We start from the raw sequence: 25,717 nt of genomic DNA, 5'->3' as shown, positions 1-25,717 counted from the left end.
GAGGGGGTGGGTCAGTGCCCGCCGGGGGCTCCCACGGTGGCCGGGGGGAGGTCCGTGCGGACGCCCGGGTCGCCGGCGTCGGCCGTGTAGTCCGACGGCTTCGTCTGGTCGGCCCCGTCGGGCGCCTTCAGGGCCTTCAGGACGAACGTGGCGACGATGACGACGATCACATTGAGGACGAACGCCGTGAGTCCGATGTACCCCTTCTCGCCGATGAGAGGGATGAGGTTGGTGTTCCCGAAGTGATCCTGGGTGGCGCTCGGGGTGTCGTACGCCCGCCACGTCCCGTACGTCATGCCGACGGCCCAGCCTGCGAGCAGCGCCCAGCGGTGGCACCAGCGGGTGAAGAGCCCGCCCACGAGCGCGGGCACGGTCTGCAGGATCCAGATGCCACCGAGCAGCTGGAAGTTGATGGCGACCGTTTTGTCCATGGTCAGGACGAAAACGAGGGCGCCGACCTTGACGAGGAGCGATGCGAGCTTGGAGACCTTCGCCTCGTGTTCGGGCGAGGCGTCCGGTTTGAGGAAGTCCTTGTAGATGTTGCGCGTGAAGAGATTTGCGGCGGCGATCGACATGATGGCGGCCGGTACGAGCGCGCCGATGCCGATGGCCGCGAAGGCCACGCCCGTGAACCAGTCCGGGAACATGTCCTCGAACAGCTGCGGGATGGCCAGCTGGCCGTTCTTGACCTTCACCCCGGCGGCGATCGCCATGAAGCCGAGCATCGCCAGCAGCCCCAGCATCAGGGAGTAGAGGGGAAGGATGGTGGTGTTGCGACGGATGACGTTGCGGCTGCGGCTGGAGAGCACCGCCGTCACGGAGTGCGGATAGAGGAAGAGGGCCATCGCCGAGCCGAGGGCGAGGGTCGCGTACGCCCACTGCGCCTGCGGGGCGGTGACGAGCGATCCGCGCGGTTTTCCGGTTGCCGGGTTTTCGGCCGCGAACGCGTGACCGGCCTTCGCGAAGATGTCGTCGAAGCCGCCGAGCTTGATCGGGATGTAGACGATCGCCACGATGATCACGATGTAGATCAAGGTGTCCTTGACGAAGGCGATCAGCGCGGGCGCGCGCAGCCCGGAGGAATAGGTGTAGGCCGCGAGCACGCCGAAGGCGATCAGCAGCGGCAGGTCCTTCACGAACCAGTTGGTGTTCTCGCCGCCGCCCACGCCCATCACGTCCAGAACGGCCTGTATGCCGACCAGTTGCAGGGCGATGTACGGCATCGTGGCCAGGATTCCGGTCAGCGCGAGGGCGAGCGAGAGGCCCTTGGAGCCGAAACGGCCCCGGACGAAGTCCGAGGAGGTCACATAGCCGTGCTTGTGGGAGACCGACCAGAGCCGGGGCAGGAAGGTGAACACCAGCGGATAGCAGAGGATCGTGTAGGGCACCGCGAAGAAGCCCGCCGCGCCGCCCGCGTAAATGGCCGCCGGGACGGCGACGAACGTATAAGCGGTATAGAGGTCGCCGCCCAGCAGGAACCAGGTGACCCAGGTGCCGAAGGAACGGCCGCCGAGCCCCCATTCGTCAAGATTGTTCGCGTTCTCCGCGCGCCGCCACTTCGAGGCCATGAAGCCCATCACGGTGACGGCGAGGAAGAAGACGATGAAGACGGTGAGCGCGACACCGTTCACGCCGTCCTTCACCGGGACTCACCCCCCTCGTGAGCACGGGTGCGCCGCCGTTCGTGACGGCGGACGATGACGTAGGCGGTGACGGTGAGGAGCGTCGAGACGACCACCCACAGCATCTGGTACCAGTAGAAGAACGGAATGCCGATGAAGGCCGGGGTGAGCCGGGAGTAGGAGTCGACCCAGAGCATCGCCGCGAACGGCAGCGCCAGGCACACGCCGGCGACGACCAGCGGCAGGCTGACGGCCGGCCCGGTGCTGCTCCCCGGTGGTTGAGCGGGTGGTTCCGACATGCGTGACTCCGTCCCCTGAGCGATCACTTGTGCAATGCGCAGGAATTTAGGGGAGGCGGCCTCCGGACGTCACCCCCCATCCGCATATCGGAACGGCAACACCCGTGGCGGGTCACGGATTCGGATGGTTGAACTCCGTCCGAACCGTGCGCGGGGGGCTTGCGACGGTGGGGCGCGTTGGGCGCCGTGCGGGGCGCAAGTGCCCCTCTATGCGCCCTGTTTGAGGAAAATAAAGTCTGTCATCAACAAGTAATGTGTGGGTAAAGTGTTCGTCGCGGCCGCACCGGAGAATCGGACCGGCGGCCGCCGGCGCCCCGTTGCAGTGGCGCCCGAACCAGGCAATGCCGATCCACATGACCCGACCCGACCACACCGCGTCCCGAACCGCGAGACGCAGGAGGCAGGCCACCATGAAGTCGCTCATCGACAACGCCCGATCCTTCGCGAGTCACGTCGCCGAGAACGCCGAGAGCTTCCGCGCCCTGGAGGCCGGACAGTCGCCCGAGGTGCTGTTCATCAGCTGTTCCGACTCGCGCGTCGTGCCGTCCCTCATCACGGGCGCACGCCCCGGCGAACTCTTCGAGCTCCGTACGGCGGGCAACATCGTGCCCGAGTACCACCACGACCACCCGGCCGGGGAGACGGCCACCATCGAGTACGCCGTGCGCGTCCTGGGCGTCCGCGACATCATCGTCTGCGGTCACTCCCACTGCGGCGCGGTGACCGCCATCGTGCAGGACGACGACCTCTCCTCCGCCCCCGCCGTGCGGGGCTGGCTGGAGCGCGCCGTACCGCGGGCCGTGCGGGCCCCGCGGAGTCAACCGGCCCCCGTTTCGGCCGACATGGCCGATGCCGTGCAGCACCACGCGGTGGCCCAGCTCGAACGGCTGCGCGCCTACCCGTGCGTGCGCGAACGCATGGCGGAAGGGCTGCTGTCCCTTCACGCCTGGTACTACGAGGTACACACCGGTGCGGTCAGGGCGCACCGGCCCGGCGGCGGCCGCTCGTTCGGGCCGCTGTAGCAAGCGGTTTCCAGCGAAGCATCGCTCAGCACTCCGCCGTGCACGACACCTTGAATCACAAGGAACCCTCAACCATGTTCTCCACCCTCAAAGACCCTCCCGCCCTGCGGCGTGACGCACTCGCGTCGCTCGTCGTCTTCCTGGTCGCCCTCCCGCTGTGCGTCGGCGTCGCCGTCGCCTCCGGCGTGCCGGCCGAGCTCGGACTGATCACCGGCATCGTCGGCGGCCTGGTCGTCGGCGCCCTGCCCGGCAGCACCTTCCAGGTCAGCGGCCCGGCGGCCGGTCTCACCGTGCTCGTCTTCGAAGCCGTGCGGGAGTTCGGGCTCGGCACCCTCGGCGCCATCGTCCTCGTCACCGGGCTGCTGCAACTCGCCCTGGGCGTCCTGAAGTTCGGCCGCTGGTTCAGAGCGATCTCCGTCGCCGTCGTCCAGGGCATGCTCGCCGGCATCGGGCTCGTCCTGCTGTTCGGCCAGCTGTACACGATGGCCGGGGTCCGGCAGCCGCGCTCCGGCGTCGAGAAGATCGCCGGCATACCGGGACTGGTCGCGGACGTCGTCACCGACCGGGACGCGCTGGTCTCCTTCGCGGTCGGCGCCGGGACCATCGCCGTGCTGGTGCTGTGGAAGAAGCTCCCGGCGAAGGCCCAGCTGGTACCGGCCCCGCTGGTGGCCGTCGCCCTGGCCACGGCCGTGACCGCCGCGGGCGGCCTGGACGTCGCCAGCGTCGAGGTGCGCGGCCTGATCGACGCCATCCAGCCGCCCGGCCTGAACGACATGACGAGCCTGGGTAGCGTCGCCGCCCTGGGCACGGTCCTCGCCTTCACCCTGATCGCCTCGGCGGAGTCGCTGTTCAGTGCCGCAGCGGTCGACCGCATGCACGACGGCCCGTCCACGGACTACGACAGGGAGCTGATGGCCCAGGGCGTCGGCAACACCGTCTGCGGCGTCCTCGGCGCCCTGCCGATGACCGCGGTCATCGTGCGCAGCGCCGCCAACGTCCAGGCCGGCGCCCGCACCTCGCTCTCCCGGGTGCTGCACGGCGTGTGGCTGCTGCTGTTCGCGGTGCTGCTGCCGGTCGCCATCGGCTTCATCCCGCTGGCCGCCCTGGCCGGCGTGCTGGTCCACGCGGGCTGCAAGCTCGTACCGGTCAAGGACCTCGTGCCGCTGTGGCGCGAGCACCGCGGCGAGGCGGTGATCCTGGGCGTCACGGCCGTCGCGATCGTGACCACCAGCATGTTCGAGGGCGTGGTGCTCGGCCTGCTGCTCGCGGTCGTGAAGTCGGCGTGGGAGACCTCCAAGGTCGGCGTCGCCGTCGACGACAGGACGGACGGCCGGGTGCTGGTCACCCTGACCGGCAACGCCACCTTCCTCCGGCTGCCCCCGCTCCTGGACACCCTCCACGCCCTGCCCCGCGACCGCCCGCTGGAGCTCGACCTCTCCGGCCTGCGCCACCTCGACCACGCGTGCCGCACCGCACTGGAGGTATGGGCGGCGCGGCACAACGAGGACGGGACGGAGCCGGTGCGGCTGCGCCACCGGGAGGAGCTGACGACGGCGGCCTAGCCGGCCGTATCCGGCGCCACCGGCCGGGGACGGGCGGCCGGGGCGGGCCTCAGCGGCCCGTCTCGGCCCCCCGGCCGACGGCCATGACCATGACCGAGCCGACGACGACCAGGCGGTCGGTCAGCGCGTCGATCTGCTGCCGCTGCTCGGGCGGCAGGTGCCAGTCCTCCCACCACGAGGTCTCCTGCTGGCTCGCGGGGCCGGTCCACTCGGCCTCCCACGCCTGGGCCAGCTGCGCCGACAGCGGTGCGACCGACCGGGCCAGCCCGGCGTAGGCGCCGAGCAGCGCCATCATGTGGCTGCCCGGCAGCCACGCCTGCCAGGTGGCGAGCATCTCGTCGGCCAGGCGGGCCACGTCCTCCAGCCACAGCACGTGCTGCGTGCCCCAGCCCTGAGGGGTGGGGCACGCGGGCATGCCCGGAAGGAGACGCTGCTCCAGCCCGTCACGGCGGGCGAAGAACTCCCGTCCGAGGGCCAGCTCGTAGTCCGAAGGGGTCCAGGAACGCTCGTTCAGAGCGATCGCGGCGGCATCGACAGCATCGACGGCTTGGCTCATTCCGACACCGTACGCGGTGATCAAGGCACTGCTCACCCTGGGTCCCCGCCCGGCCGAACGCCCCCGCGCGCCCCGCGCCGGGGCCCGGCGGTGCCTACGCCGCCGGTCGCTGCAGCCGCGCCACGAACTTGTAGCGGTCCCCCCGGTAGACCGAGCGGACCCATTCCACCGGCTTGCCCTCGGCGTCCAGGGAGTGCCGGGAGAGCATGAGCATCGGCAGCCCCACGTCCGTGCTCAGCAGGCTTGCCTCGCGGGGGGTGGCCAGGGACGTCTCGATGGTCTCCTCGGCCTCGGCGAGGTGGACGTCGTACACCTCCGCCAGGGCGGTGTAGAGGGAGGTGTACTTGGCCAGGCTCCGGCGCAGCGCCGGGAAGCGCTTCGCCGACAGGTGCGTCGTCTCGATCGCCATGGGCTCGCCGCTGGCCAGCCGCAGCCGCTCGATGCGCAGGACGCGGCCGCCCGTGGCGATGTCGAGCAGGGAGGCGAGCCGGTCGTCGGCGGTGACGTAGCCGATGTCGAGCAGCTGCGAGGTGGGCTCCAGGCCCTGGGCGCGCATGTCCTCGGTGTAGGAGGTCAGTTGCAGCGCCTGGGAGACCTTGGGCTTCGCGACGAATGTCCCCTTGCCCTGGATTCGTTCGAGTCGTCCCTCGACGACCAGTTCCTGGAGGGCCTGGCGCACCGTCGTGCGCGAGGTGTCGAACTCCGCGGCCAGGGTGCGCTCCGGCGGCACGGGGGTGCCGGGGGGCATGGTTTCGGTCATGTCCAGCAAGTGCCGTTTGAGCCGGTAATACTTGGGAACGCGCGCGGTCCGCGCGCCCCCCGCGGTGCCGCCGCCCTCCGTCGTGCCGCCCTCGGTCGCCATGGCGCGCCTTCCCGACTCCGTTCCTGCTGCCGTCACCGGCTCCTCCGTACTTCGCGGTCACATGGTGGCACGGGCAGGGCCCGAGGGGGCCGAGAAGCCCGGGTCGACCTTGAGGTGTCGGTCCGGTAACGGAGCCGACTGCGACTCTTATACACCCTTGACACCCCAAAAGGTCTAGGCCAAGCTGCGGGCACTGGTCTAAACCATTAAAGACCATCCGGTCCTTGAGGAGAGTGCTGTGAAGCGTGGGCTCATAGCGGCGACGGGTGTCGCGGCCATGTTGGTGAGTGTTGCTGCCTGTGGGTCCAGCGACAGTGACAAGGAGTCGGATGCCGGCGGTTCCCAGGGCAAGACCCTGACCGTCTGGTTCATGGATGGCTCGAATCCGCCTGCTTGGACCAAGGCCGTGCAGGCCGAGTTCGAACAGAAGACCGGGGCGAAGCTCGACGTCCAGATCCAGAAGTGGGACGGCATCCAGCAGAAGCTCACCACCGCCCTCTCCGAGTCCAGCCCGCCGGACGTCGTGGAGATCGGCAACACCCAGACGCCCTCCTACGCCCAGACCGGCGGCCTCGCCGAGCTCGACGACCTCAAGAAGGAGATCGGCGGCGACTGGACCGAGTCCCTCAACAAGCCGGCCGTCTTCGAGGGCAAGCAGTACGCCGCCCCCTGGTACGCCGCCAACCGCGTCGTCATCTACAACAAGAAGATCTGGGCCGACGCGGGCATCAAGGACACCCCGAAGACCCGGGAGGAGTTCTTCAAGGACCTTGAGGCCATCCAGAAGAAGGGCGACGCCGAGCCGCTCTACCTCCCCGGCCAGAACTGGTACTTCTTCGACGGCCTGACCATCGGCACCGGCGCGGACCTGGTGAAGAAGGACGGCAAGAAGTACGTCTCCAACCTCGGCGACCCCAAGGTCGCCAAGGCCATGGACATCTACAAGCAGTACCAGTCCTTCTCCAAGGCCCCCAAGGACAAGGACGAGGCCACCCCCCAGCAGGCCGACGTCTTCGCCAAGGGCAAGACCGGCGCGTTCATCGGCATGGGCTGGGAGGCCCAGACCGCGATCAAGGCGAACCCGGAGATCGAGAAGGAGATCGGCTACTTCACCGTCCCCGGTGAGAGCGCCGACAAGCCCGAGGGCGTCTTCCTCGGCGGCTCCAACCTCGCGATCTCCGAGGGCAGCAAGAAGAAGGACCTCGCGAAGGAGTTCCTGAAGATCGCACTGTCCGACAAGAACGAGGGCGCCCTCTCCAGGGAGGTCGGCTCGATCCCCAACAAGGAAGCGCTGCTGGCCAACGTGAAGGGCAACGCGGCCGCCGAGGCCGCCGCCCCCGCCGCCAAGGGCGGCGGCACCACCCCGCTGATCCCCGAGTGGGCCGCGGTGGAGAACGCCCCCAACCCGATCAAGGCGTACATGACGGCCGTCCTGGGCGGCAAGTCGCCCGAGGAGGCGGCCAAGCAGGTCGAGGCCGACATGAACAAGCGCCTCAGTCAGAAGCAGTGACCCGGCCGGTCGCGCGGGCGGACGCCCGTACGTCCACGCGACCGCCTCCCACGTAACACCGTTCCACAGCTTGCACAGGGGAGAAGGCGGACGACGATGTCAGCGCAGACCGAAGAGGTGCCGGCCACCCGGCCCGCGCCCCCGATCGGCAAGGGCGGCGCACCGCCGTCCCGCCCCCGCGGCGAGCGGGCCGCCCGGAGCGTCCCGTACCTGCTGATCCTCCCCGCCGTCCTCCTCACCGTGCTGCTGCTCGGCTGGACGATGGTCAAGAACGGCCTGCTGTCGCTGCAGAACCTCAACAAGCGCCAGCTGATCCGGCACGTCACCGAGTGGGTCGGCTTCGACAACTACGGCGAGGTGCTGGGCAGTTCCGAGTTCTGGTCCGTCACCGGCCGTTCGGTGGTCTTCACCGCCGTCAACGTCGTGCTGATCATGACGCTCGGCTGCCTGATCGGCCTGCTGCTCGCCCGCCTGGGCACCAGGCTGCGGCTGCTGCTCGCGCTCGGCCTCGTCCTCGCCTGGGCCATGCCCGTCGTCGCGGCGACCACCGTCTTCCAGTGGCTCTTCGACCAGCGCTTCGGCGTCGTCAACCACGTGCTGGACGGGCTCGGCTGGCACGCGATGGCCGACTTCAACTGGACCAGCGGCCAGCTGTCCACCTTCTTCGTCATCACCGTGCTGATCGTCTGGCAGTCGATCCCCTTCGTGGCGATCAACCTCTACGCCGCGACCACCACGATCCCCAAGGAGCTGTACGAGGCCGCCTCACTGGACGGCGCCGGCAGCCGGAAGCAGTTCACCTCGGTGACCTTCCCCTTCCTCAAGCCCTTCTTCCTCGCCACGACCTTCCTTGAGGTCATCTGGGTCTTCAAGTCCTTCACCCAGGTCTTCGCGATCAACGAGGGCGGCCCCGACCGGCTCACCGAGACCCTGCCCGTCTACGCCTTCCAGGAGGGCATGGGCAGCCAGCACTTCGGCATGGGGTCCGCCATCTCCATCCTCACCATCGTGATCCTGCTGGCCCTCACCGCGTACTACCTGCGCCTGGTTCTCAAGCAAGAGGAGGACGAGCTGTGAGGCGCTCACGCTCCCTGTCCGGCAGCATCGGCCGCGTCTGGCCCGGGGCGGCGGCGGTCGTCCTCTTCACCGTCTTCGCGTTCCCCGTCTACTGGATGTTCGCCACGGCCTTCAAGGCCAACAAGGACATCGTCAGCGACACCCCCGTCTGGTTCCCGACCCGTCCCACCCTCGACCACTTCACCAAGGCGGTCGACGCGGACGGCTTCTGGACCCTCGTGGGCAACTCGCTCACCGTCACCCTCGTCGCGGTCGGGCTCTCGCTCGTCATCGCGCTGCTCGCGTCCTTCGCCGTCGCCCGCATGCGCTTCAAGGGCCGCAAGAGCTTCATCCTCGTGATGATGATGGCCCAGATGGCTCCCTGGGAGGTCATGGTCATCGCGTACTACATGATCGTGCGCGACGCGGAGATGCTGAACGGCCTGCTGCCGCTCGCCGCCATCTACACCGTGATGGTGCTGCCCTTCACCGTCCTGACGCTGCGCGGCTACGTCGCCGCCGTGCCCAAGGAGCTGGAGGAGTCCGCGATGGTCGACGGCTGCACCCGCTTCCAGGCGTTCGTCCGGGTCGTCTTCCCGCTGCTCGCCCCCGGCGTGATGGCCACCTCGCTCTTCGGCTTCATCACCGTGTGGAACGAGTTCCCGATGGTCCTGATCCTCAACAAGGACCCCGGCTCGCAGACCCTCCCGCTCTGGCTGACCGGCTTCCGCACCACCTTCGGCGACGACTGGGGCGCCACGATGGCCGCCTCCTCGCTCTTCGCCGTGCCGATCCTCATCCTCTTCGTCATCCTCCAGCGCAAGGCGGTCGGGGGACTGACGTCCGGCGCAGTGAAGGGCTAGCACTACTTCCCATGGACACGCTCACGCAGGACGCCCTCACCGTCCTCCAGCCCGGCTTCACCGGCACCACCGCCCCCGGCTGGCTGCTGCGCAGGCTCGGCGAGGGCCTGGCCGCCGTCGGCCTCTTCGGCCGCAACATCGCCTCGCCCGAGCAGCTCGCGGCCCTGACCGCACAGCTGCGCGCCGAGCGCGAGGACGTGCTCGTCGCCATCGACGAGGAGGGCGGCGACGTCACCCGCCTGGAGGTCCGCACGGGCTCCTCCTTCCCCGGCAACCTCGCCCTCGGCACCGTCGACGACACCGCCCTCACCCGGGCCGTCGCCCGCGAGCTCGGCCGCCGCCTCGCCACGTGCGGCGTCAACCTCAACTGGGCGCCGTCCGCCGACGTCAACTCCGACCCGGACAACCCCGTCATCGGCGTCCGGTCCTTCGGCGCGGACCCGCACCTCGTGGCCCGGCACACCGCCGCCTACGTCGAGGGGCTGCAGTCCGCCGGCGTCGCCGCCTGCACCAAGCACTTCCCCGGACACGGTGACACCGCCGTCGACTCCCACCACGACCTGCCGCGCATCGACGCGGACCTCACCACGCTGCACGCGCGCGAACTGGTGCCCTTCCGGGCGGCCGTGGCCGCCGGCACCAAGGCGGTGATGAGCGCCCACATCCTGCTGCCCGCGCTCGACCCCGTCCTGCCCGCCACCCTCAGCCCCGTCGCCCTGCACGGGCTGCTGCGCGCCCCGGTGACCCGCGGCGGCCTCGGCTTCGACGGCCTGATCGTCACCGACGGCATGGAGATGCAGGCGATCGCCGCGACGTACGGCATCGAACGCGGCAGCGTCATGGCCCTCGCCGCGGGCGCCGACGCCATCTGCGTGGGCGGCGGCCTGGCCGACGAGGAGACGGTGCTGCGGCTGCGCGACGCGCTCGTGGCGGCCGTGCGGGGCGGGGAGCTGGCGGAGTCGCGGCTCGCGGACGCCGCCGCCCGGGTGCGGTCGCTCGCGGCCTGGACCTCGGGGGCGGGTGCGGCACGGGAGGGAGCCGCACCGGCCCCGGAGGTGGGGCTGGAGGCGGCGCGGCGGGCCCTGCGGGTGACGGCCTCGCCCGGCTGCGCGCCCCTCTCGGCGCCCGTGCACGTCGCGGCGTTCACGCCACTGGCCAACATCGCCGTCGGCGACGAGACGCCGTGGGGCGTGGGCGCGGAACTGGTGCGGCTGCTGCCGGGAACGGAGACCGGGACGTACGGACCCGGGTCGGCCGGCGCGGAAGCGGTGCTGGCGGCGGCGGGGGAGCGGCGGGTCGTCGCGGTCGTGCGCGACGTCCACCGGCATCCGTGGATGGCCCGTGCGCTGGGCGCGCTGGTGGCGGCCCGGCCGGACACGGTCGTCGTGGAGATGGGGCTCAACGAGGCGCCGCCGACCGGGGCGTTGCACATCGCGACGCATGGTGCGGCGCGGGTGTGCGGCTTGGCTGCGGCGGAGGTCATCGCGGAGGCGTAATTCTCCCCGCCCCGCCCCTCCCCGTAACCGGGGGCTCCGCCCCCGGACCCCCGGTCCTCCATCGCCGGACGGGCTCGAATCGAGCCCGTCCGGCGATGGAGGACAAGGAAATTACAGCCCCTGCCAGGCCGGCTTCGCCGCGTACGTGGCGCGGAAGTAGTCGGCCAGCTTCAGCTTCGAGGCCGCGGCCTCGTCGACGACGACCGTCGCGTGCGGATGCAGCTGCAGCGCGGAGGCGGGCACGAACGCCGAGACCGGGCCCTCCACGCTCGCTGCCACGGCGTCCGCCTTGCCCTGGCCCGTCGCCAGCAGCACCAGGTGGCGGGCCTCCAGGATGGTGCCGATGCCCTGGGTGATGACGTGGTGCGGCACCTGGTCGATGTCGCCGTCGAAGAAGCGCGCGTTGTCGACGCGGGTCTGCTGCGTCAGCGTCTTGATGCGGGTGCGGGAGGCGAGGGAGGAGCACGGCTCGTTGAAGCCGATGTGCCCGTCGGTGCCGATGCCGAGCAGCTGCAGGTCCACGCCGCCGGCCGCCGGCAGCGCGCGGTCGTACGCCTCGCAGGCGGCCTGGACGTCCTCGGCGGTGCCGTCGGGGCCCATGAAGGACGCCTCGGTCAGGCCGAGCGGCTCGACCACCTCGCGCAGCACCACCGAGCGGTAGGACTCGGGGTGGTCGGCGGGCAGTCCGACGTACTCGTCGAGCTGGCAGATGCGGGCGCGCGAGGCGTCGACGGCACCCGTGCGGACCTTGGCCGCCAGCGCCTCGTAGACGGGCAGCGGGGTCGAGCCGGTGGCCACGCCGAGCAGGGCATCGGGCTTGCGGCCCAGCAGGGCGGCGATGGTGTCCGCAATCAGTTCGCCGCCTGCCTTGGCGTCCGGAACGATGACAATTTCCACGCTGGGCCTGCCGATCTGAAGTATAAACTCGGTGGTATAGACCAATCTAGCAGAGAGCGCCCGCCGCCCGGCCGGCTGGCGGGCGGCCCCCGCAGCGTGGTCGACTGGGAGCCATGACCAGGGAGCGGCCGGGCCGTCTCATGTCCGGCGAGATGACCGAGCAGCCCGTCGTCCTGCGCCGCATCCTCGACGAGGGCGCCGACCGGATCCGGGAGACCGCCGCACGGATCGCCGCCCGCGGGCCCCGGTTCGTCCTCCTCACCGCACGCGGCACGTCCGACAACGCCGCCCTGTACGCCAAGTACCTCCTGGAGGTGCGGCTGGGCCTGCCGTGCGGGCTGACCTCCATGTCGACGACCACGATCTACGGGGCGCGGCCCGACCTCAGGGACGTCCTGGTCGTCACCGTCAGCCAGTCCGGCGGCTCGCCCGACCTCGTGGCCTCCACCCGGGCCGCCCGCGCGGCCGGGGCCGTCACGCTGGCGGTCACCAACAACGCGGACTCCCCGCTGGCGGGCGTCTGCGAGCACCACCTCGACATCCTGGCCGGCCCGGAACGGGCCCTCCCCGCGACCAAGACGTACACCGCCTCGCTGCTCACCCTCTACCTCTTCGTCGAAGCGCTGCGCGGCGGCGACGGTGCAAAGGCGCGGGCGCTGCCGGAGGCGGCGCTGCGGATCATGGAGCGCGGCGAGGAGGTCAAGCGGCTGGCGGACCGCTACCGCTTCGCCGAGCGCATGCTCCTCACCTCCCGCGGCTACGGATACGCCACCGCCAAGGAGGCGGCGCTGAAGCTGATGGAGACCAGCTACGTCCCCGCTCTGTCCTACTCGGGCGCCGACCTGCTGCACGGCCCGCTGGCCATGGTCGACGCCCTCTCGCCCGTCATCGCCGTCGTCCCCGGGGGCAGGGGCGGCGAGGCGCTCCAGCCGGTGCTGCAGCGGCTGCGCGGCCGGGGTGCCGACCTGTTCGTCGTCGGCGGCCGGGCCGAGGTCGCCCGGGCATCGGCCGGCTTCGCCCTGCCGGCCCCGGCGGTGGCCGAGGAGCTCCAACCGGTGCTGGAGATCCTTCCGTTGCAGATGCTGGCCCACGAGGTCGCCGTCGCCCGCGGGCAGGACCCGGATGCGCCGCGGGCCCTGGCCAAGGTGACCGAGACGCGATAGGCGGCGGCCGTAGCGCATTGTCTAGTGGCCGCTATAGAATTTGGGTCATGGCTCCCACGCGCGGCCGGCCGCGATCCTTCGACCGTGACGCGGCGCTCGAACAGGCCGTCCTGGCCTTCTGGGCCCGCGGCTACGAAGCCACCTCGATCGCCGACCTCACCCGCGCCATGGGCATCGGCGCACCCAGCCTGTACGCCGCCTTCGGCGACAAGGCGGCGCTCTTCCGCGAGGCCCTCGACCGCTACCAGGAGCGGTACGGCGGCTGGGCCGTGCGCGCCGTCGAGGAGGAGCCGACCGCCCGGGCCGCCGTGGAGCGGCTGCTGCGCGAGGCGGCGGCCCAGCTGACGGCGGAGGGCCGGCCCCGGGGCTGCCTCCTGATCGGCGCCGGCGACCAGGGCACCACCACCAGCGGCGATGCGGAGGAGGCGCTGCGCATGCGGCGCCGCGCGGCCACCGGGGTCCTGGAGGAACGCATCCGCCGCGGCGCGCGGGCGGGCGAACTGCCCGCGGAGGAAGCCCCGGCACTGGCCCGCCTCGTGCTCGCCGTGTTCCAGGGCATGGCCCAGCAGGCCCGGGACGGCGCGAGCCGCACGGAATTGGAGAAGGTGGCCGCGGCTGCCCTGCGGGGCTGGCCCTAGCGGCCCGAAGGGACCGGGCGGCCCTGGCGGAAGACGGGCCGCATGATGTATGGGCAATGCCTCATGTGCAGGGGCCACGGAATGAATACCCCGGGTTTAGCCGGTGTGCATTCCGTCCGCTCTTGCTGCAGGAGATCTCTGAATGTAAGTTACGCATCAGCTTCTGCGCTGAGTCGGCATGGGGGGTCGTCCGACCGTATTGCGCTGTGCATTTTCCTTTCTTTCCCCCTCCCGGATGAGAGATAGGAGAAAGGCCGGCATGGAAGCGTCAGGCGGACTTCTCGCTCGCCCCGTCGTGTTGCTGGCCGTTCACGATCCCGAATCCCGTGATTTCCTCGGCGCCGCCCTGCGCGGGGGCGGCCGGCCGTGCGTCGTGCGGGCCGTGGACGCCCGGCGGCCGCTGCCGCAGTGGCCGCTGGACCGGGTGGACGTGGCCGTCCTCGCCGTGGAGCGGGGGCTGCTGCCCGCCGCCGCCGCCGTGCGGGGCCTGGCCGCCCGTGGCGTCCCCGCCCTGCTCGTGGCGGCGCACTGGACGCGGCACGCCCTCGACGCCGCCTTCGCCGCGGGGGCCGCGGGCTGCCTGGTCAGGACCGGCAGGGGCGACGGCCTGGCGGCCGCGGCCGGCGCGGTCGCCGCCGGACACCGGCTGCTCTCCCCCGAACTGCTCGACGTCGGCGGCCCCGGCCCCCGGCCCCGCGCCGCCGTCCCCGTCCACGCCGAGGGCGGGCGTGCCGCCTTCCGGCGGCCCGATCCCCTGCGGACCCTCACCGAGCGGGAGCGCGAGGTCTTCGCCCTGCTCGCCGCGGGGCTCAGCACCGCCGAGGCGGCGTCCTCGCTCCAGGTGGCCCCCAGCACGGTCAAGAGTCACATCTCGCACGTGCTCACGAAGCTCGGCGTCCGCAGCCGGCTCGAAGCCGTGCTGTTGATGCAGCACGCGCCGGACGGCCGGCCGTGCGGTCAGGGCTGACCGGCTCGTCCGGTCCGGTCGATGAAACGGGAAATCAATGAAACTTTCACAGCTGGCTGCCTTTGTTGCCATCGCCGACACCGGAAGTTTTACCAAGGCGGCCGATTTATTGGGTGTCAGTCAATCGGCGGTCAGTCATGCGATGGCGAGCCTGGAGGCCGAACTCCGGGTGGGAATCATGACGCGGGACCGCGGGGGCGTGGACCTCACCCAGGCGGGGCAGCGCATCATCGAGCACGCCCGTTCCGCATTACGCAACGTCGAGCAGATACGCCTGGACGCCGCAGACGCGGCGCCGCGGGGCGCCGACCGCAGGATCGTCATAGGTACGAGCCAGAGTTTCTCCCTCCAGTTACTCCCCAGGCTCATCACGGAATTCCGGGCCCGGTTCCAGAACCTGGAGATCGTGCTGCGCGAGGGAAATGACAGCAAGATCACGGAAATGCTGCACGAGCAGATGGTCGACGTCGGCGTCGTGACGCTGCCCAAGCCCGGCCTGCGGACGTTCCCGCTGCTGCAGGACGAGATGTGCGTCGTCCTGCCCGAGCAGCACCGCTGGGCCGCGACCTCCGGCCTGTCCGTGCGCCAGCTCGCGCAGGAGGAGATCCTCCTTCCCACCGACGGCGTGGAACCCACGCTCCGGGCGCTGTTCGCGGCCGCCGACAGCCGGCTCCGGGTCACCCACCGCATCCAGGACCTGCAGGTCCTGCTGAGCATGGTCTCCGCCGGCATCGGGGTCACCGTGCTGCCGTCCCTCGCCCTGTCCGCCGTCCTGCCGACGCTGCGCGCCGTGCCCTTCGAGCCCGCGGTCAAGCGCCGCCTCGGCATCGGGGTCCGCACGACGCCCGAGGAGTCGTCGGCGGTCATGGCCTTCATCACCACCGCCCAGGCGCTCGCCCACGGCAACGAGTGGTGCGGGCGCAGCGGGGGTCCGGCGGTCCGCGAGGACGACGCCCTGCGGTAGCCGCCCGGCCGGAGCCGGAAGGCGGGCACGGCGAACGGGCGCGGAAGGAACGGGCGCCACGGGCACGGCACCACGGGAACGGCCCGTGGGCCCCGGCGGAAGCGGGGCCCACGGGCCGTGAACGGCGGCCGGGGAGCGGTCAGTCGCCGACCCGGCCGGCGATCCCCCCGATCCAGCGGTCGGCGTGCCGGTCCGCGGCCGCCTGGTCGCGGAAGGCGTAGGTCTTGAGCAGCCAGCGCCGCCGGGCCCGCGCCGGGTCGTTGATCTCCATCTTGTCCCGGCTGTGCAGGCCGTCCTGGTTGGCGAACGTGAACAGGTCGCCGTTCTGGATGCGGTGCCGCTTCTTCTCCGCCTTGACGAGTGCGTTCTTCAGCGCCAGCAGCGCGTCCTTCGCCTTCTCCGGGCCGCCGGGAACCACCGTGGTGCTGGTGTCGAGGTAGCGGAAGCTGTGGTGGTTCTCCAGGATCGGGTGCTCCCCGGAGTCCGTGAGGTCCCCGTTGTTGTCCCGCGACAGGACGTCGAACGGCGTGATGAAGTGCGGCTGCCGCAGGATCTCCTGCTCCTCCTCGGTGAGGTGGGCCAGCAGCTGGCGGCCGTCGACGAACCCGGTGTAGATGTAGTCGCCCTCCGGGCAGCGCATGCCGAGCAGCGAGATGAAGTCGGCGCGCACCGGGTGGGCGGTGCGGTCGTTGTGGAAGACGAGTTCGCTGTCGCTGAAGCCCGTCTGCTTGCCGCTGTAGCGGTTGATCGCCACGACGTCGGTGAAGAAGTCGCCGTTGAAACGCGTCGCGTACGAGAGCAGGGGCGTGCCGACGAGGCGGGCGAAGAGCTCCAGGAACACCTCGCCGACGAAGGTCTTCTTCTTCGCGTGCTTGTCCGCGATCGGGTCGTCCAGGTCGAGCTCCGGAATCTCCCTGTCCAGCGGGCAGTTGCGCAGCACGTGGGCGTCGGAGGCGCCGGACTCGCGCTCGGCGCGGATGCGGGCGCACACCTCGCGGAAGAAGGCCGGGACCTCGTCCCGGTCCACGACGTCCGCCACTGCGCGGGAGAAGGCCGGGTAGTCCTCGTACGGGTTCTTGCCGACAGTTTCCAGGACGGCTCGGAGTCCGTCGCGCTCGGCGTCTGTCAGTACGTAGAAGGGTTCCATGTCTTCGCTTTCCCCGGGGTGCGGCCGACTTGTGGTCGGCTTCAGTCTCGGCCGCACCCGTGGGTGCCCGCATCGTCCGATGGAGGAAGGCGTCAGCCCAGCGGTGCGGTGGGTGCGTCCCGGAAGCCGAGGACGACGCAGCCCGTCTCGGTGCTCACCTGGTGCACGCTGCCCGGCTCCACGACGATGAGGTCGCCGGTGGTGTAGCGGGCGCCGCTGTCGTCGCACAGCTCGCCCTGGAGGACGAACATCGCCTCGTAGCCGAGGTGTTCGTGCAGGTCGCCGTGGGCGCCCGGGCCCATGCGGCTGATGAGGCCGGTCGCCGGGCTGGGCCCGTCGGTGGTGTAGAGCCGTACGGCCTCGACGCCGGCGCGGCCGGGCTCGGACCAGGTCGTCCAGTCGAGCGCGTCGAGCCCTTCGGGGCTCAGCAGGCCGCGCAGCACGGTGGCGGGGCGGTGGCCGTCGGCCGGGCGGCCGGTCTGCGTGGTGGTGGGGGTGGTGCTCATGGTGCGCTGGCTCCTTGCGGGTTCTAGGCGGTGGTGGTGGCGGCGGTCTTGCGCCGGGCGCCGACGGCGAGGACGCCGCCGGTGAGGAAGGCCGCGGTGGCGAGGGCGGCGGAGAGGTGGAGGCCGTCGGTGAGACGGTCGGCCGTGGCGACGAGCGTGCCGAACAGGGCGACGCCGACCGCGCTGCCCACCTGACGCGAGACGTTGAAGACCGCGGAGGCCACGCCGGCCCCGTCCGCCGGGGCGGACTCGATGATCGCGGCCATGGAGGCGAGGGCCGTCATGGTCTGCCCGAGGCCGGTGGCGATCAGGGCGAACAGCAGGACGGGGTAGGGGGTGTCGGAGCCGGCCAGCAGCCAGCCGAGGAACCCCGCGGCGCCCAGGAAGAGCCCCAGCGTCATGGGGAGGTAGGGGCCGGTGCGCGCGGCGACGCGGGCGAAGACGGGGGCCGCGATCAGGCCCATGCAGACCGAGGGCAGCAGGGCCAGGCCGGTGGTCAGGGCGTCGTACCCGCGCTCCTGCTGGAAGTAGAGGGTGGAGAGGAACAGCATGCCGTAGTAGCCGAGGCTGATCAGCAGGCCCACCAGTGCGGTGGCGGAGAAGGCGCCCGTGCGGAACAACGACAGGCGCAGCAGCGGCGCCCGGCCCTCCGGCCGGATGCGCACGGACGCCTCCAGGCGCCGTTCGACGACGACGAACAGCGCGAGGGCCACCACGCCCACGGCGAAGGCGCCCAGCACCAGGGGGGAGCCCCAGCCCGCCGAGCCGGCCTCGTTGATGCCGCCGGCCAGGGCGATCAGGCCCACGACGCCGAGGATCTGGCCCGCCGGGTCCATGCGGTGGGTCGCCGGCTTGCGGGTGGCGGCCGGCAGGTGACGCAGCGTCAGTGCCATGGCGAGGGCGCCCACCGGCAGGTTCAGCCAGAACACGGCCCGCCAGTCCAGCCCGGCGATCAGCAGACCGCCGACCACGGGCCCGGCGCCGAACGCGATCGAGGCGACGGCCCCCCAGATGGCGATCGCCCGGGCGCGCACGGCCTTGTCGGGGTAGGTGGCCTGCAGCAGCGCGAGCGAGGCCGGGACGAGGAACGCGGCGCCGGCGCCCTGCGCCAGCCGGCCCGCCACCAGCACGGCCGTGGTGCCGGCGAGGCCGCAGCCGATCGAGGCGAGGGTGAAGACGGCCAGGCCCACGAGGAACATCCGGCGGTGCCCGAGCCGGTCGCCCAGGCCGCCGCCGAGCAGCAGCAGTCCGGCGAAGAGGGTGCTGTAGCCGTCGACGATCCATTGCAGGGCGGACGGGCCGGCGTCCAGCGAGGAGCGGATGTCCGGCACGGCCACGGTGACGACCGTGACGTCCAGCATCACCAGGAAGTAGCCGAGGCTCAGGGCGATCAGGGGGGTGAGGGCCAGGGGTGGGCGGGCGGGTGCCCCGCCGGTATCGGCGACGGGCCGCCGTTCGGCCGAGGGGTCGGTGACGGTCATGACGGCAGTCTCCGCCCCGGACACTTCGCCGGGCGCCGAAGTGTCGTCGGCGTAGGGTGCGGGGCATGAGCGCCTCGACCACCACGCCGGACGCACCCCACGGGGCAGGGCCGGCCGGGCGGACCGCCGGCCGGCCGCACCGGCAGACCGACATCGCCCGGGCCGCCGCCCTGATCGCGGACCCCTCCCGCGCCCGGATCCTCAAAGCCCTCTGCGACGGGCGTGCGCTGCCCGCCGGCGCCCTGGCCCGCGAAGCGGGCGTCAGCGCCCCCACGGTCAGCGCCCACCTCGCCAAGCTCGTGGAGGGCGGCCTGGTCACCGCCGTCCGCGAGGGACGCCACCGGTACTACCGGCTGGCGGGCCCCGACATCAGCAGCGCGCTGGAGGCCCTCGCCCTCATCGCCCCGCCGCTGCCGGTGACCTCGCTGCGCGAGAGCAGCGTCGCCAACGCCCTGCACCGCTCCCGGACCTGCTACGACCACCTGGCCGGCCAGCTGGGGGTGGCCCTGATGCGCGCCCTGATCGACCGGGAGGTGCTCACCGGCCACGACGGCGTCCACCGCCCCGAGGAGGCGGTGCGCGACCGGCCGTCGGCGTACGGGCACGACAGCGCCTACCGGCTCACCGGCAGCGGCCGCGCGGAGCTGCTCTCCTTCGGCGTCGACCCGGACCGGCTGCCGAGCCGCCGCCCGGCCATCCGCTACTGCGTGGACTGGAGCGAGCACCAGCACCACCTCGCGGGCGCCCTGGGCGCGGCGATCACTGCTCGGCTCTTCGGCCTGGGCTGGCTGCGCTACGGCGTCAGCCCGCGCGTGGTGCACCTGACCGAGCCGGGCGCGGACGGGCTCCTGCGGACCTTCGGGCTGGCCGTCCCCGCCTAGGGACCCGGCACCGCACACACGACGAGGGCCCGGACGCGGTGATGCGTCCGGGCCCTCGCGGCCGTGGGGGGGCGGCGGTCAGAGCGTCGTGGGCAGCGCGGGGCGGCGGCCCCGTTCGTAGGCGGCGATCTCGTCCTCGTACTGCAGGGTCGCGGAGATCGTGTCGTGCCCGGCCAGCAGCCGGGCCCGGACGTCCTCGTCCAGGGCGAACGGCTGGACGAGGCCGGCGCAGCGCACTTCGAGCCGTTCGAGGTCCACGACGACCTCGACGGCCGGATCCGCCTCGACCAGCTGCCACAGCCGCTCGACGACCTCCTCCGGCACGACGACCGTCAGCAGGCCGTTGAGCAGCGAGTTGCCGCGGAAGATGTCGCCGTAGCGCGGGGCGATCACCGCCTTGAAGCCGTAGTCCTGCAGCGCCCAGACCGCGTACTCGCGCGAGGAGCCGGTACCGAAGTCGTTCCCGGCCACCAGCACGGTCGCGCCCCGGTGTGCGGGACGGTTGAGGACGAACTCCGGGTCCTCGCGCCAGTCGGCGAACAGGGAGGCGGCGTGACCGGACCTGCTCGAACTCACGCAGAAGCGGGCGGGGATGATCTGATCGGTGTCGACGTCGCTGCGGCGCAGCGGGACCGCCGTGCCGGTGTGGACGGTGAACTTCTCCATGCCAGTCACTGTCGGTCGTTCCCTCACAGGTCGGCGGGGGCGGCGAGCCGGCCGGCCACGGCCGTGGCGGCGGCGACGGGGGGCGAGACGATGTGGGTGCGCGACCCCTTGCCCTGCCGGCCCTCGAAATTGCGGTTGTTGGTGGAGGCGGCGCGTTGTCCCGGACGCAGCCGGTCCTCGTTGAGCGCGGCGCACATCGAGCAGCCCGCGCCGGCCCGGAAGTCGGCGCCCGCCTCGGCGAAGACCCGGTCCAGGCCCTCGTCGACGGCCTGCCGGCGCACCCGGGCCGAACCGGGGACGATCATCATGTGGAGGCCGTCGGCGACCCGTCGGCCGCGCAGCACGTCGGCCGCCGCCCGCAGGTCCTCGATCCGGCCGTTGGTGCAGGACCCGAGGAAGACCGCGTCGACGGCCACGTCCCGCATCGCGGTGCCGGGCCGCAGGTCCATGTAGGACAGGGCCCGTTCGGCCGCCGCCCGCTCGGCCTCGCCGGCGAAGTCGCCGGGGGCCGGCACCCGGCCGTCCAGCGGGACGGCCTGCGCGGGGTTGGTGCCCCAGGAGACGTACGGGCTCAGGGTGCTCGCGTCGAGGGTCACCGACCGGTCGAAGACCGCGTCGTCGTCGCTGCGCAGGCTCCTCCAGTACGCCACCTCCGCCTCCCACGCCGCGCCCTGCGGCATCCCGGGCCGCTGCGCCAGGTAGGCGAAGGTGGTCTCGTCGGGGGCGATCATCCCGGCCCGGGACCCCGCCTCCACCGTCATGTTGCACAGCGTCATCCGGGCCTCCATCGACAGGGCGTCGACGGCCTCGCCCCGGTACTCGACGATGTGGCCCTGGCCGCCGGCGGTGCCGATCCGGGCGATCAGCGCGAGGACCAGGTCCTTGGCGGTGACCCCCTCGGGGAGCCGGCCCGGGATGTCGACGACCATGTTCTTCAGCGGCCGCATGCCCAGCGTCTGCGTGGCGAGCACGTGCTCCACCTGGCTGGCGCCGATGCCGAAGGCGAGCGCGCCGAACGCGCCGAGGGTGGTGGTGTGCGAGTCGCAGCACACGATGGTCATGCCCGGGCGGACGAGGCCGAGTTCGGGGCCGATGACGTGCACGATGCCCTGCCCGGGGTCGCCCAGGCGGTGCAGGGGGATGCCGAACTGCGCGCAGTTCTCCCGCATCAGCTGCGCCTGCCGGCGGCCCGCCGGATCCGCGATGATCCGGTCCAGGGCGAGGGTGGGGGTGTTGTGGTCCTCGGTCCCCAGGGTGAGGCCGGGCCGGCGCACGGTGCGGCCCGCCGCGCGCAGCGCGTCGAACGCCTGGGGGGTGTTCACCTCGTGCAGCAACTGCAGGTCGACGTAGAGCAGGTCCTCCCCGCTCCCGCCGTGCCGCACGACATGCGCGTCCCACACCTTCTGCGCCAGTGTCGAACCCATGTGTCTTCCCGCTCCTCGTCTCGTGGTGCCTGTGGTGGTGCGCGGACCGCGCGCGTACGGTCCGGGGGGTTCAGCCGCGCTGCGCCAGGGCGGTGCCCATCCGGTCGAGCGCCTCGCCGATCACCGCCGGGGAGGTGGCGAAGGAGAGCCGGACGTGTCCCTCGCCGCCGGGCCCGAAGGCGGTGCCGGGGGTGAGGGCGACCCCCGCCTCCCGCAGCAGCCAGTCGGTGAACGCGGCCGATTCCGAGAAGCCGGTGCCGCGGATGTCGGCGAAGGCGTAGAACGCGCCGTCCGGCGCGGTGCAGCGGATCCCCGGGAGGGCGTTGAGCCCCTCGGTGATCAGATCCCGGCGCGCCGCGTAGGCGTCCCGCATCCGTGCCACGTCGGTCTGCGGCCCGGTGAGCGCGGCGACGGCCCCGCGCTGGACGAACGAGCCGGCGCAACCGACCGTGTGCTGCTGGACCTTGAGCGCCTGGGCGATGACGTCGGACGGGCCCGCGAGGTAGCCGAGCCGCCAGCCGGTCATGGCATGGCCCTTGGAGAAGCCGTTCACCGTGAGGGTGCGGCCCGCGCAGCCGGCCAGTGCCGCGAGGCTGAGGTGGGGCGTGCCGTCGTAGCGGATGTGCTCGTAGATCTCGTCGGCGACGACGAACAGGTCGTGCTCGGCCGCGAACGCGGCGATGTCCGCCGCCTCCTGCGCGGTCAGGGCCCGCCCCGTGGGGTTGTTGGGCGTGTTGACCAGCAGGACCCGGGTGCGCTCGGTGACGTGCGCGTCGAGGACCTCCCGGCTGATGCGGAAGCCGTCCGCCGCGCTCAGCTCGGCCGGTACGGGCACGGCGCCGGCGAGGCGGGCCATCGCGGAATAGCTGACCCAGCTCGGGGTGGGGACGATGATTTCGTCGCCCGGGTCGAGCAGCGTCATCAAGGAGAGGAAAAGCGCGTGTTTCGCCGACGGCGTGACAATGATGTCCCGGGCCGGGTCGGCGGTGATGCCGTTGTCCTTTCCGAGCTTTTCCGATATTGCCGTGAGCAGCTCCGGTATTCCGCGGCTCGGCGTGTAATGCGTATCGCCGGCGGCGAGGGCGGCGGTGGCTTCCGCCACGACATGCCCCGGAGTGTCGAAATCCGGTTCTCCGCCGCCGAGGTCGAGGACCCGTACGCCCCGGGCGCGCAGATCCCGCACCGCGTCGAAGACCGCGAACGTTGCTGAATTCTCTATTCCGGACACCCGGGCCGCCACCCGGCTCATGCCGCGTCCTCCCGCTCCCGGCCGGCGCCCAGCGCGTCCCGCACGGTGGTGATCGTCGCGGTGCGGGCGAGGACCGTGAGGGCCGCCGCGTGCAGCGCGTCGTCCGCGGTGGCGGTGGCGTCCTCCAGGACCTCCACGCCGTAGTCGCGGTCGTGGCCCTCGCGGGCGGTGGACAGCACGACCAGGTCGGTGGTGACCCCGGTGAGCAGGAGGGTGTTGACGTTGCGCGCGCGCAGGACGCGGTCCAGCTCGGTGCCGTGGAACGGGCTGAGGCGGTGCTTGGCCACCACGGGCTCGCCGGGGGCCGGGGCGAGCGAGGCGTGCACCTCGGTGGCCCAGGTGCCCAGCACGATGCGCCCGTCCTCGCGCGCCTCCCGGAAGACCGGCGAGGTGGCGGGCCACTCCGGATAGCCGGGCGAGAAGCCGACCACGACGTACACCACGGGCACGCCGCCCGCCCGGGCCAGGGCGATGGCCTCGGCGGCCCGCTCCAGGACCTGGCGCCGCTCCACCTGTTCCAGGTAGCCCTCCTGCGCGTACTTCCCGTCGGGATGCACGATCTCGTTGATGAGGTCCATCACCAGAAGCGCCGGACGCCGTGAGTGGTCTACGGGCATTACCTGGCCGACAGGGCTTTCCACGGACTTCTCCAATTGACTGAAGCAGAACTCGGGGCGGGCACACAGTACCACCGGGATTCCCTGGGAAAAGCCCGCCGGCCGAGCATGAGCAGGATTCATGAAAAGCATGAACAGGCAGGTGTTGAACGGGGTTTCCGGACGGCCGTAGGCTCGCCCCAGAAATCGCTTGGGAGAGAGATATGGCTTTGACGCACCCTGCCGCGGACCGTGTTTTCCGGCGATTCCCCGGGATAACGGAGACCGTGGACCCGGCCGCGTCCGACGCGGTCCCGTACCGCATCGCCGTGGTCGGCAGCGGCCCGCGCGGCCTCTCCGTCGTCGAACGGCTGGCCGCCCGGCTGGCCGCGGACCGGCCGGACCGGCCCGTGCACCTGCACCTGATCGACGAAGTCCAGGTCGGCTGCGGCCGGGTGTGGCGCTCGGACCAGCCCGGACACTTCCTGATGAACACCGTGGCGGGCGAGGTCTCCTCGTTCTCCGGCCCCCCGGACGGCGGCCCCGCCCGCCCCGGCGCGGGCCCCTCGCTCGCCCAGTGGTGGAGCACCGTCGACGCCGGCCGCGCCGGCGCCAACGGCTACGCCCCCCGCGCCCTGCACGGCCGCTACATGCTCTTCGTCCTCGACGCCGTGAAGGCCGCCCTGCCCCCGAACGTCACGCTGCAGGAATTGCGCGCCTCGGTCACGGACGTCGAACCCTTCGACGGCGGATACCGGCTGGAATTGTCCGACGGCACACCGCTGTTCGCCGACCGCGTCGTCCTCGTCACCGGCCACGCCCGCCCCGAATTGCGCGGACTGCAAAAGGAGCTGGCGGAATTCGCGGCCACCCGCCCCGCACTGCGCTACATTCGCGGCGACTCCGCGGCGGACATGCCGCTGGAGGCCATCCCGGCCGGTTCCTCGGTGGGCGTCCTCGGCCTCGGGCTGTCGTTCTACGACGTGATGGCCGCCCTCACCCTCGGCCGCGGCGGACGCTTCGCCGACGACGGCGCGGGCGGACTCACCTACCTGCCCAGCGGCAACGAGCCGTTCCTCGTGGCCGGTTCCCGCAGCGGAATGCCCCTGCCCGCCCGCGGCCGCAACCAGAAGCACGCCGACTTCACCTACACGCCGCTCCTCTTCACCGCCGACCGCGTCCGCGGCGAACGCCCCCACGGCACGCTGGACTTCAAGGCCGACATCCTGCCCTGGCTGCTGGCCGAGGCCCGGCTCGTCTACTACGCCACCGCCCTGCGGCGCAGGAACGGCACCGAGGCGGCCGCGGCGTTCACCGACGAGACCGCACGGGCCGCGGCGGACGGCCCGCCCCCCGTCGCCGCGATCGCGGCCCGCCACGGGGCCGGCGACCTGCCGCCGCTGGACCTCGACGCGCTGGCCAGACCCTTCGAGGGCCGCTCCTACCCCGGACCCGAGGCGTTCGAGAAGGAGCTCCTCCAGGCCATCGACGACGACCTCGCCCACGCCGAACAGGGAAACACCGACTCCCCGCTCAAGGCCGCCCTGGACGTACTGCGCGACACCCGCGCCCTCGTCCGCTCCCTCGTGGACTTCGCCGGCCTGCAACCGGCCTCGCACCGGGACGACTTCATCGGCTGGTACGGGGCCCGCAGCTCCTTCCTCGCGGCCGGCCCGCCCCGCCTCCGCCTCCGGCAGACCGCCGCCCTGATCGAATGCGGCCTGCTGCGCATCGCCGGCCCGCACACCCGCTTCGCCGGCGACCGGGACACCGACGCCTTCCTCGTCTCCTCCCCGTTCGTGGCCGGCTCCGCCGTGCCCGTCACCACGGTGATCGACGCCCGCATCCCCTCGCCCGACCTGCGCCACGACCCGGCTCCCCTGACCCGCCGGCTCGTCGAGCGGGGCCTGTGGACCGACTACGTCAACGGCGAGGGCGCCGACGCCTTCCGCACCGGCGGGGTGGCGGTCACCGACAGCCCGTACCACCCCGTGGGCCGCGACGGCCTGCCCGACACCGGGCTGTACGTCCTGGGGATCCCCACCGAGCACACCCGCTGGTTCATGCAGGGCGGCAGCAGCCGGCCGGGCTTCTGGACCGACTTCGTCCGCGACGCCGACGCCATCGCCGGCCACGCCCTCGGCGGCATCACCGCCCGCCGGCCCACCCTCGGCTGACCCAGCCGGAACACCAGCACCACAAGCCATTCATGCGATTCACGCGACTCACGCCACCCACGCACCGGACCGTCACCATGCGCCGCATGGTGCGAGGCTAGAAAGTGCAGGAA

At 71.8% G+C, this 25,717-nt stretch carries 24 protein-coding genes; 12 read left to right on the top strand and 12 right to left on the bottom strand.

Annotated features, from left to right (window positions below; genetic code table 11):
* Window positions 1-11: 11 nt before the first annotated feature.
* Together mctP and IE182_RS21030 are read right to left on the bottom strand one after the other, a co-directional pair.
* Entirely contained in the window at window positions 12-1,643 is a 1,632-nt protein-coding gene (gene mctP / locus IE182_RS21035; RefSeq protein ID WP_190111446.1) for a monocarboxylate uptake permease MctP, read from the bottom strand.
* Entirely contained in the window at window positions 1,640-1,921 is a 282-nt protein-coding gene (locus tag IE182_RS21030) for a DUF3311 domain-containing protein (protein ID WP_190111445.1), read from the bottom strand. The genes mctP and IE182_RS21030 overlap by 4 nt, the downstream gene beginning before the upstream one ends.
* A gap of 410 nt (window positions 1,922-2,331) precedes the next feature.
* On the opposite strand from IE182_RS21030, the gene IE182_RS21025 reads away from it, so the two are divergent.
* Together IE182_RS21025 and IE182_RS21020 are read left to right on the top strand one after the other, a co-directional pair.
* Complete coding sequence (locus tag IE182_RS21025) at window positions 2,332-2,943, top strand: carbonic anhydrase (protein ID WP_190111444.1); 612 nt, start codon at window positions 2,332-2,334, stop codon at window positions 2,941-2,943.
* 74 nt (window positions 2,944-3,017) lie between these two features.
* Window positions 3,018-4,505 (top strand): SulP family inorganic anion transporter, encoded by a 1,488-nt coding sequence (locus tag IE182_RS21020; RefSeq protein WP_190111443.1) that lies wholly within the window; start codon window positions 3,018-3,020, stop codon window positions 4,503-4,505.
* Window positions 4,506-4,554: 49 nt separating this feature from the next.
* Here the strand turns inward: IE182_RS21020 and IE182_RS21015 are convergent, their stop codons facing one another.
* Together IE182_RS21015 and IE182_RS21010 are read right to left on the bottom strand one after the other, a co-directional pair.
* Complete coding sequence (locus tag IE182_RS21015; RefSeq protein WP_190111442.1) at window positions 4,555-5,061, bottom strand: hypothetical protein; 507 nt, start codon at window positions 5,059-5,061, stop codon at window positions 4,555-4,557.
* 94 nt (window positions 5,062-5,155) lie between these two features.
* Entirely contained in the window at window positions 5,156-5,923 is a 768-nt protein-coding gene (locus tag IE182_RS21010; RefSeq protein ID WP_190111441.1) for a GntR family transcriptional regulator, read from the bottom strand.
* Window positions 5,924-6,161: 238 nt separating this feature from the next.
* Between IE182_RS21010 and IE182_RS21005 the strand changes: the two genes are divergently transcribed.
* The 4 genes from IE182_RS21005 (at window position 6,162) to IE182_RS20990 (ending at window position 10,848) form a co-directional block, all read left to right on the top strand.
* Window positions 6,162-7,433 carry an extracellular solute-binding protein gene (locus IE182_RS21005; protein ID WP_190111440.1) on the top strand — a complete coding sequence of 424 codons (1,272 nt, stop codon included), beginning with the start codon at window positions 6,162-6,164 and terminating at the stop codon, window positions 7,431-7,433.
* Window positions 7,434-7,529: 96 nt separating this feature from the next.
* Window positions 7,530-8,510, top strand: coding sequence for a carbohydrate ABC transporter permease (locus IE182_RS21000; protein ID WP_190111439.1), 981 nt, complete (start codon window positions 7,530-7,532; stop codon window positions 8,508-8,510).
* On the top strand, window positions 8,507-9,352 hold the full coding sequence (locus IE182_RS20995; RefSeq protein ID WP_229844985.1) for a carbohydrate ABC transporter permease: 846 nt from the start codon (window positions 8,507-8,509) through the stop codon (window positions 9,350-9,352). The genes IE182_RS21000 and IE182_RS20995 overlap by 4 nt, the downstream gene beginning before the upstream one ends.
* Before the next feature lie 11 nt (window positions 9,353-9,363).
* Window positions 9,364-10,848, top strand: a complete 1,485-nt coding sequence (locus IE182_RS20990) for a glycoside hydrolase family 3 protein (RefSeq protein WP_190111438.1) — start codon at window positions 9,364-9,366, stop codon at window positions 10,846-10,848.
* A 111-nt stretch (window positions 10,849-10,959) separates the two neighbouring features.
* Here IE182_RS20990 and nagB read toward each other — a convergent pair whose 3' ends face one another.
* Window positions 10,960-11,745 (bottom strand): glucosamine-6-phosphate deaminase, encoded by a 786-nt coding sequence (gene nagB, locus IE182_RS20985; RefSeq protein WP_190111437.1) that lies wholly within the window; start codon window positions 11,743-11,745, stop codon window positions 10,960-10,962.
* A gap of 113 nt (window positions 11,746-11,858) precedes the next feature.
* Between nagB and IE182_RS20980 the strand changes: the two genes are divergently transcribed.
* The 4 genes from IE182_RS20980 (at window position 11,859) to IE182_RS20965 (ending at window position 15,477) form a co-directional block, all read left to right on the top strand.
* Entirely contained in the window at window positions 11,859-12,908 is a 1,050-nt protein-coding gene (locus IE182_RS20980; RefSeq protein WP_190111436.1) for an SIS domain-containing protein, read from the top strand.
* Window positions 12,909-12,955: 47 nt separating this feature from the next.
* Window positions 12,956-13,546 (top strand): TetR/AcrR family transcriptional regulator, encoded by a 591-nt coding sequence (locus tag IE182_RS20975; protein ID WP_190111435.1) that lies wholly within the window; start codon window positions 12,956-12,958, stop codon window positions 13,544-13,546.
* Window positions 13,547-13,805: 259 nt separating this feature from the next.
* Window positions 13,806-14,513: a helix-turn-helix transcriptional regulator gene (locus tag IE182_RS32645; RefSeq protein WP_308432143.1), complete on the top strand. Its 708-nt coding sequence runs from the start codon at window positions 13,806-13,808 to the stop codon at window positions 14,511-14,513.
* A 37-nt stretch (window positions 14,514-14,550) separates the two neighbouring features.
* On the top strand, window positions 14,551-15,477 hold the full coding sequence (locus IE182_RS20965) for a LysR family transcriptional regulator (protein WP_190111434.1): 927 nt from the start codon (window positions 14,551-14,553) through the stop codon (window positions 15,475-15,477).
* A 139-nt stretch (window positions 15,478-15,616) separates the two neighbouring features.
* On the opposite strand, the gene IE182_RS20960 is transcribed toward IE182_RS20965, so the two are convergent.
* The 3 genes from IE182_RS20960 to IE182_RS20950 form a co-directional block, all read right to left on the bottom strand.
* Window positions 15,617-16,624 carry a TauD/TfdA family dioxygenase gene (locus tag IE182_RS20960; RefSeq protein ID WP_190111433.1) on the bottom strand — a complete coding sequence of 336 codons (1,008 nt, stop codon included), beginning with the start codon at window positions 16,622-16,624 and terminating at the stop codon, window positions 15,617-15,619.
* A 92-nt stretch (window positions 16,625-16,716) separates the two neighbouring features.
* Complete coding sequence (locus tag IE182_RS20955; protein ID WP_190111432.1) at window positions 16,717-17,130, bottom strand: cupin domain-containing protein; 414 nt, start codon at window positions 17,128-17,130, stop codon at window positions 16,717-16,719.
* Window positions 17,131-17,153: 23 nt separating this feature from the next.
* Window positions 17,154-18,611, bottom strand: a complete 1,458-nt coding sequence (locus tag IE182_RS20950; RefSeq protein WP_190111431.1) for an MFS transporter — start codon at window positions 18,609-18,611, stop codon at window positions 17,154-17,156.
* A 65-nt stretch (window positions 18,612-18,676) separates the two neighbouring features.
* Between IE182_RS20950 and IE182_RS20945 the strand changes: the two genes are divergently transcribed.
* Window positions 18,677-19,492 carry an ArsR/SmtB family transcription factor gene (locus IE182_RS20945; RefSeq protein ID WP_190111430.1) on the top strand — a complete coding sequence of 272 codons (816 nt, stop codon included), beginning with the start codon at window positions 18,677-18,679 and terminating at the stop codon, window positions 19,490-19,492.
* A 78-nt stretch (window positions 19,493-19,570) separates the two neighbouring features.
* Here the strand turns inward: IE182_RS20945 and leuD are convergent, their stop codons facing one another.
* The 4 genes from leuD to IE182_RS20925 all read right to left on the bottom strand — a co-directional run bounded on the left by leuD (window position 19,571) and on the right by IE182_RS20925 (window position 23,409).
* Window positions 19,571-20,158 (bottom strand): 3-isopropylmalate dehydratase small subunit, encoded by a 588-nt coding sequence (gene leuD, locus IE182_RS20940; RefSeq protein WP_190111429.1) that lies wholly within the window; start codon window positions 20,156-20,158, stop codon window positions 19,571-19,573.
* A gap of 23 nt (window positions 20,159-20,181) precedes the next feature.
* The gene (gene leuC, locus IE182_RS20935; protein ID WP_190111428.1) at window positions 20,182-21,582 is read right to left on the bottom strand and encodes a 3-isopropylmalate dehydratase large subunit; all 1,401 of its coding nucleotides are present in this window, start codon (window positions 21,580-21,582) and stop codon (window positions 20,182-20,184) included.
* A gap of 70 nt (window positions 21,583-21,652) precedes the next feature.
* Window positions 21,653-22,831, bottom strand: a complete 1,179-nt coding sequence (locus IE182_RS20930; RefSeq protein ID WP_190111427.1) for a pyridoxal phosphate-dependent aminotransferase — start codon at window positions 22,829-22,831, stop codon at window positions 21,653-21,655.
* Entirely contained in the window at window positions 22,828-23,409 is a 582-nt protein-coding gene (locus tag IE182_RS20925; protein ID WP_190111426.1) for a cysteine hydrolase family protein, read from the bottom strand. Before IE182_RS20925 ends, IE182_RS20930 begins: the two co-directional genes overlap by 4 nt.
* 305 nt (window positions 23,410-23,714) lie before the next feature.
* Here IE182_RS20925 and IE182_RS20920 point away from each other — a divergent pair, with 305 nt between their 5' ends.
* Window positions 23,715-25,604 (top strand): FAD/NAD(P)-binding protein, encoded by a 1,890-nt coding sequence (locus IE182_RS20920; RefSeq protein ID WP_190111425.1) that lies wholly within the window; start codon window positions 23,715-23,717, stop codon window positions 25,602-25,604.
* Window positions 25,605-25,717: the final 113 nt, after the last annotated feature.

Origin of the sequence: Streptomyces cinnamoneus (assembly GCF_014650495.1) — a bacterium.
In the GTDB taxonomy this organism is placed as follows: Bacteria; Actinomycetota; Actinomycetes; order Streptomycetales; family Streptomycetaceae; genus Streptomyces; species Streptomyces cinnamoneus.
The sequence above is the reverse complement of the archived record's forward strand: the minus strand, read 5'-3'. Positions and strand labels throughout refer to the sequence as shown.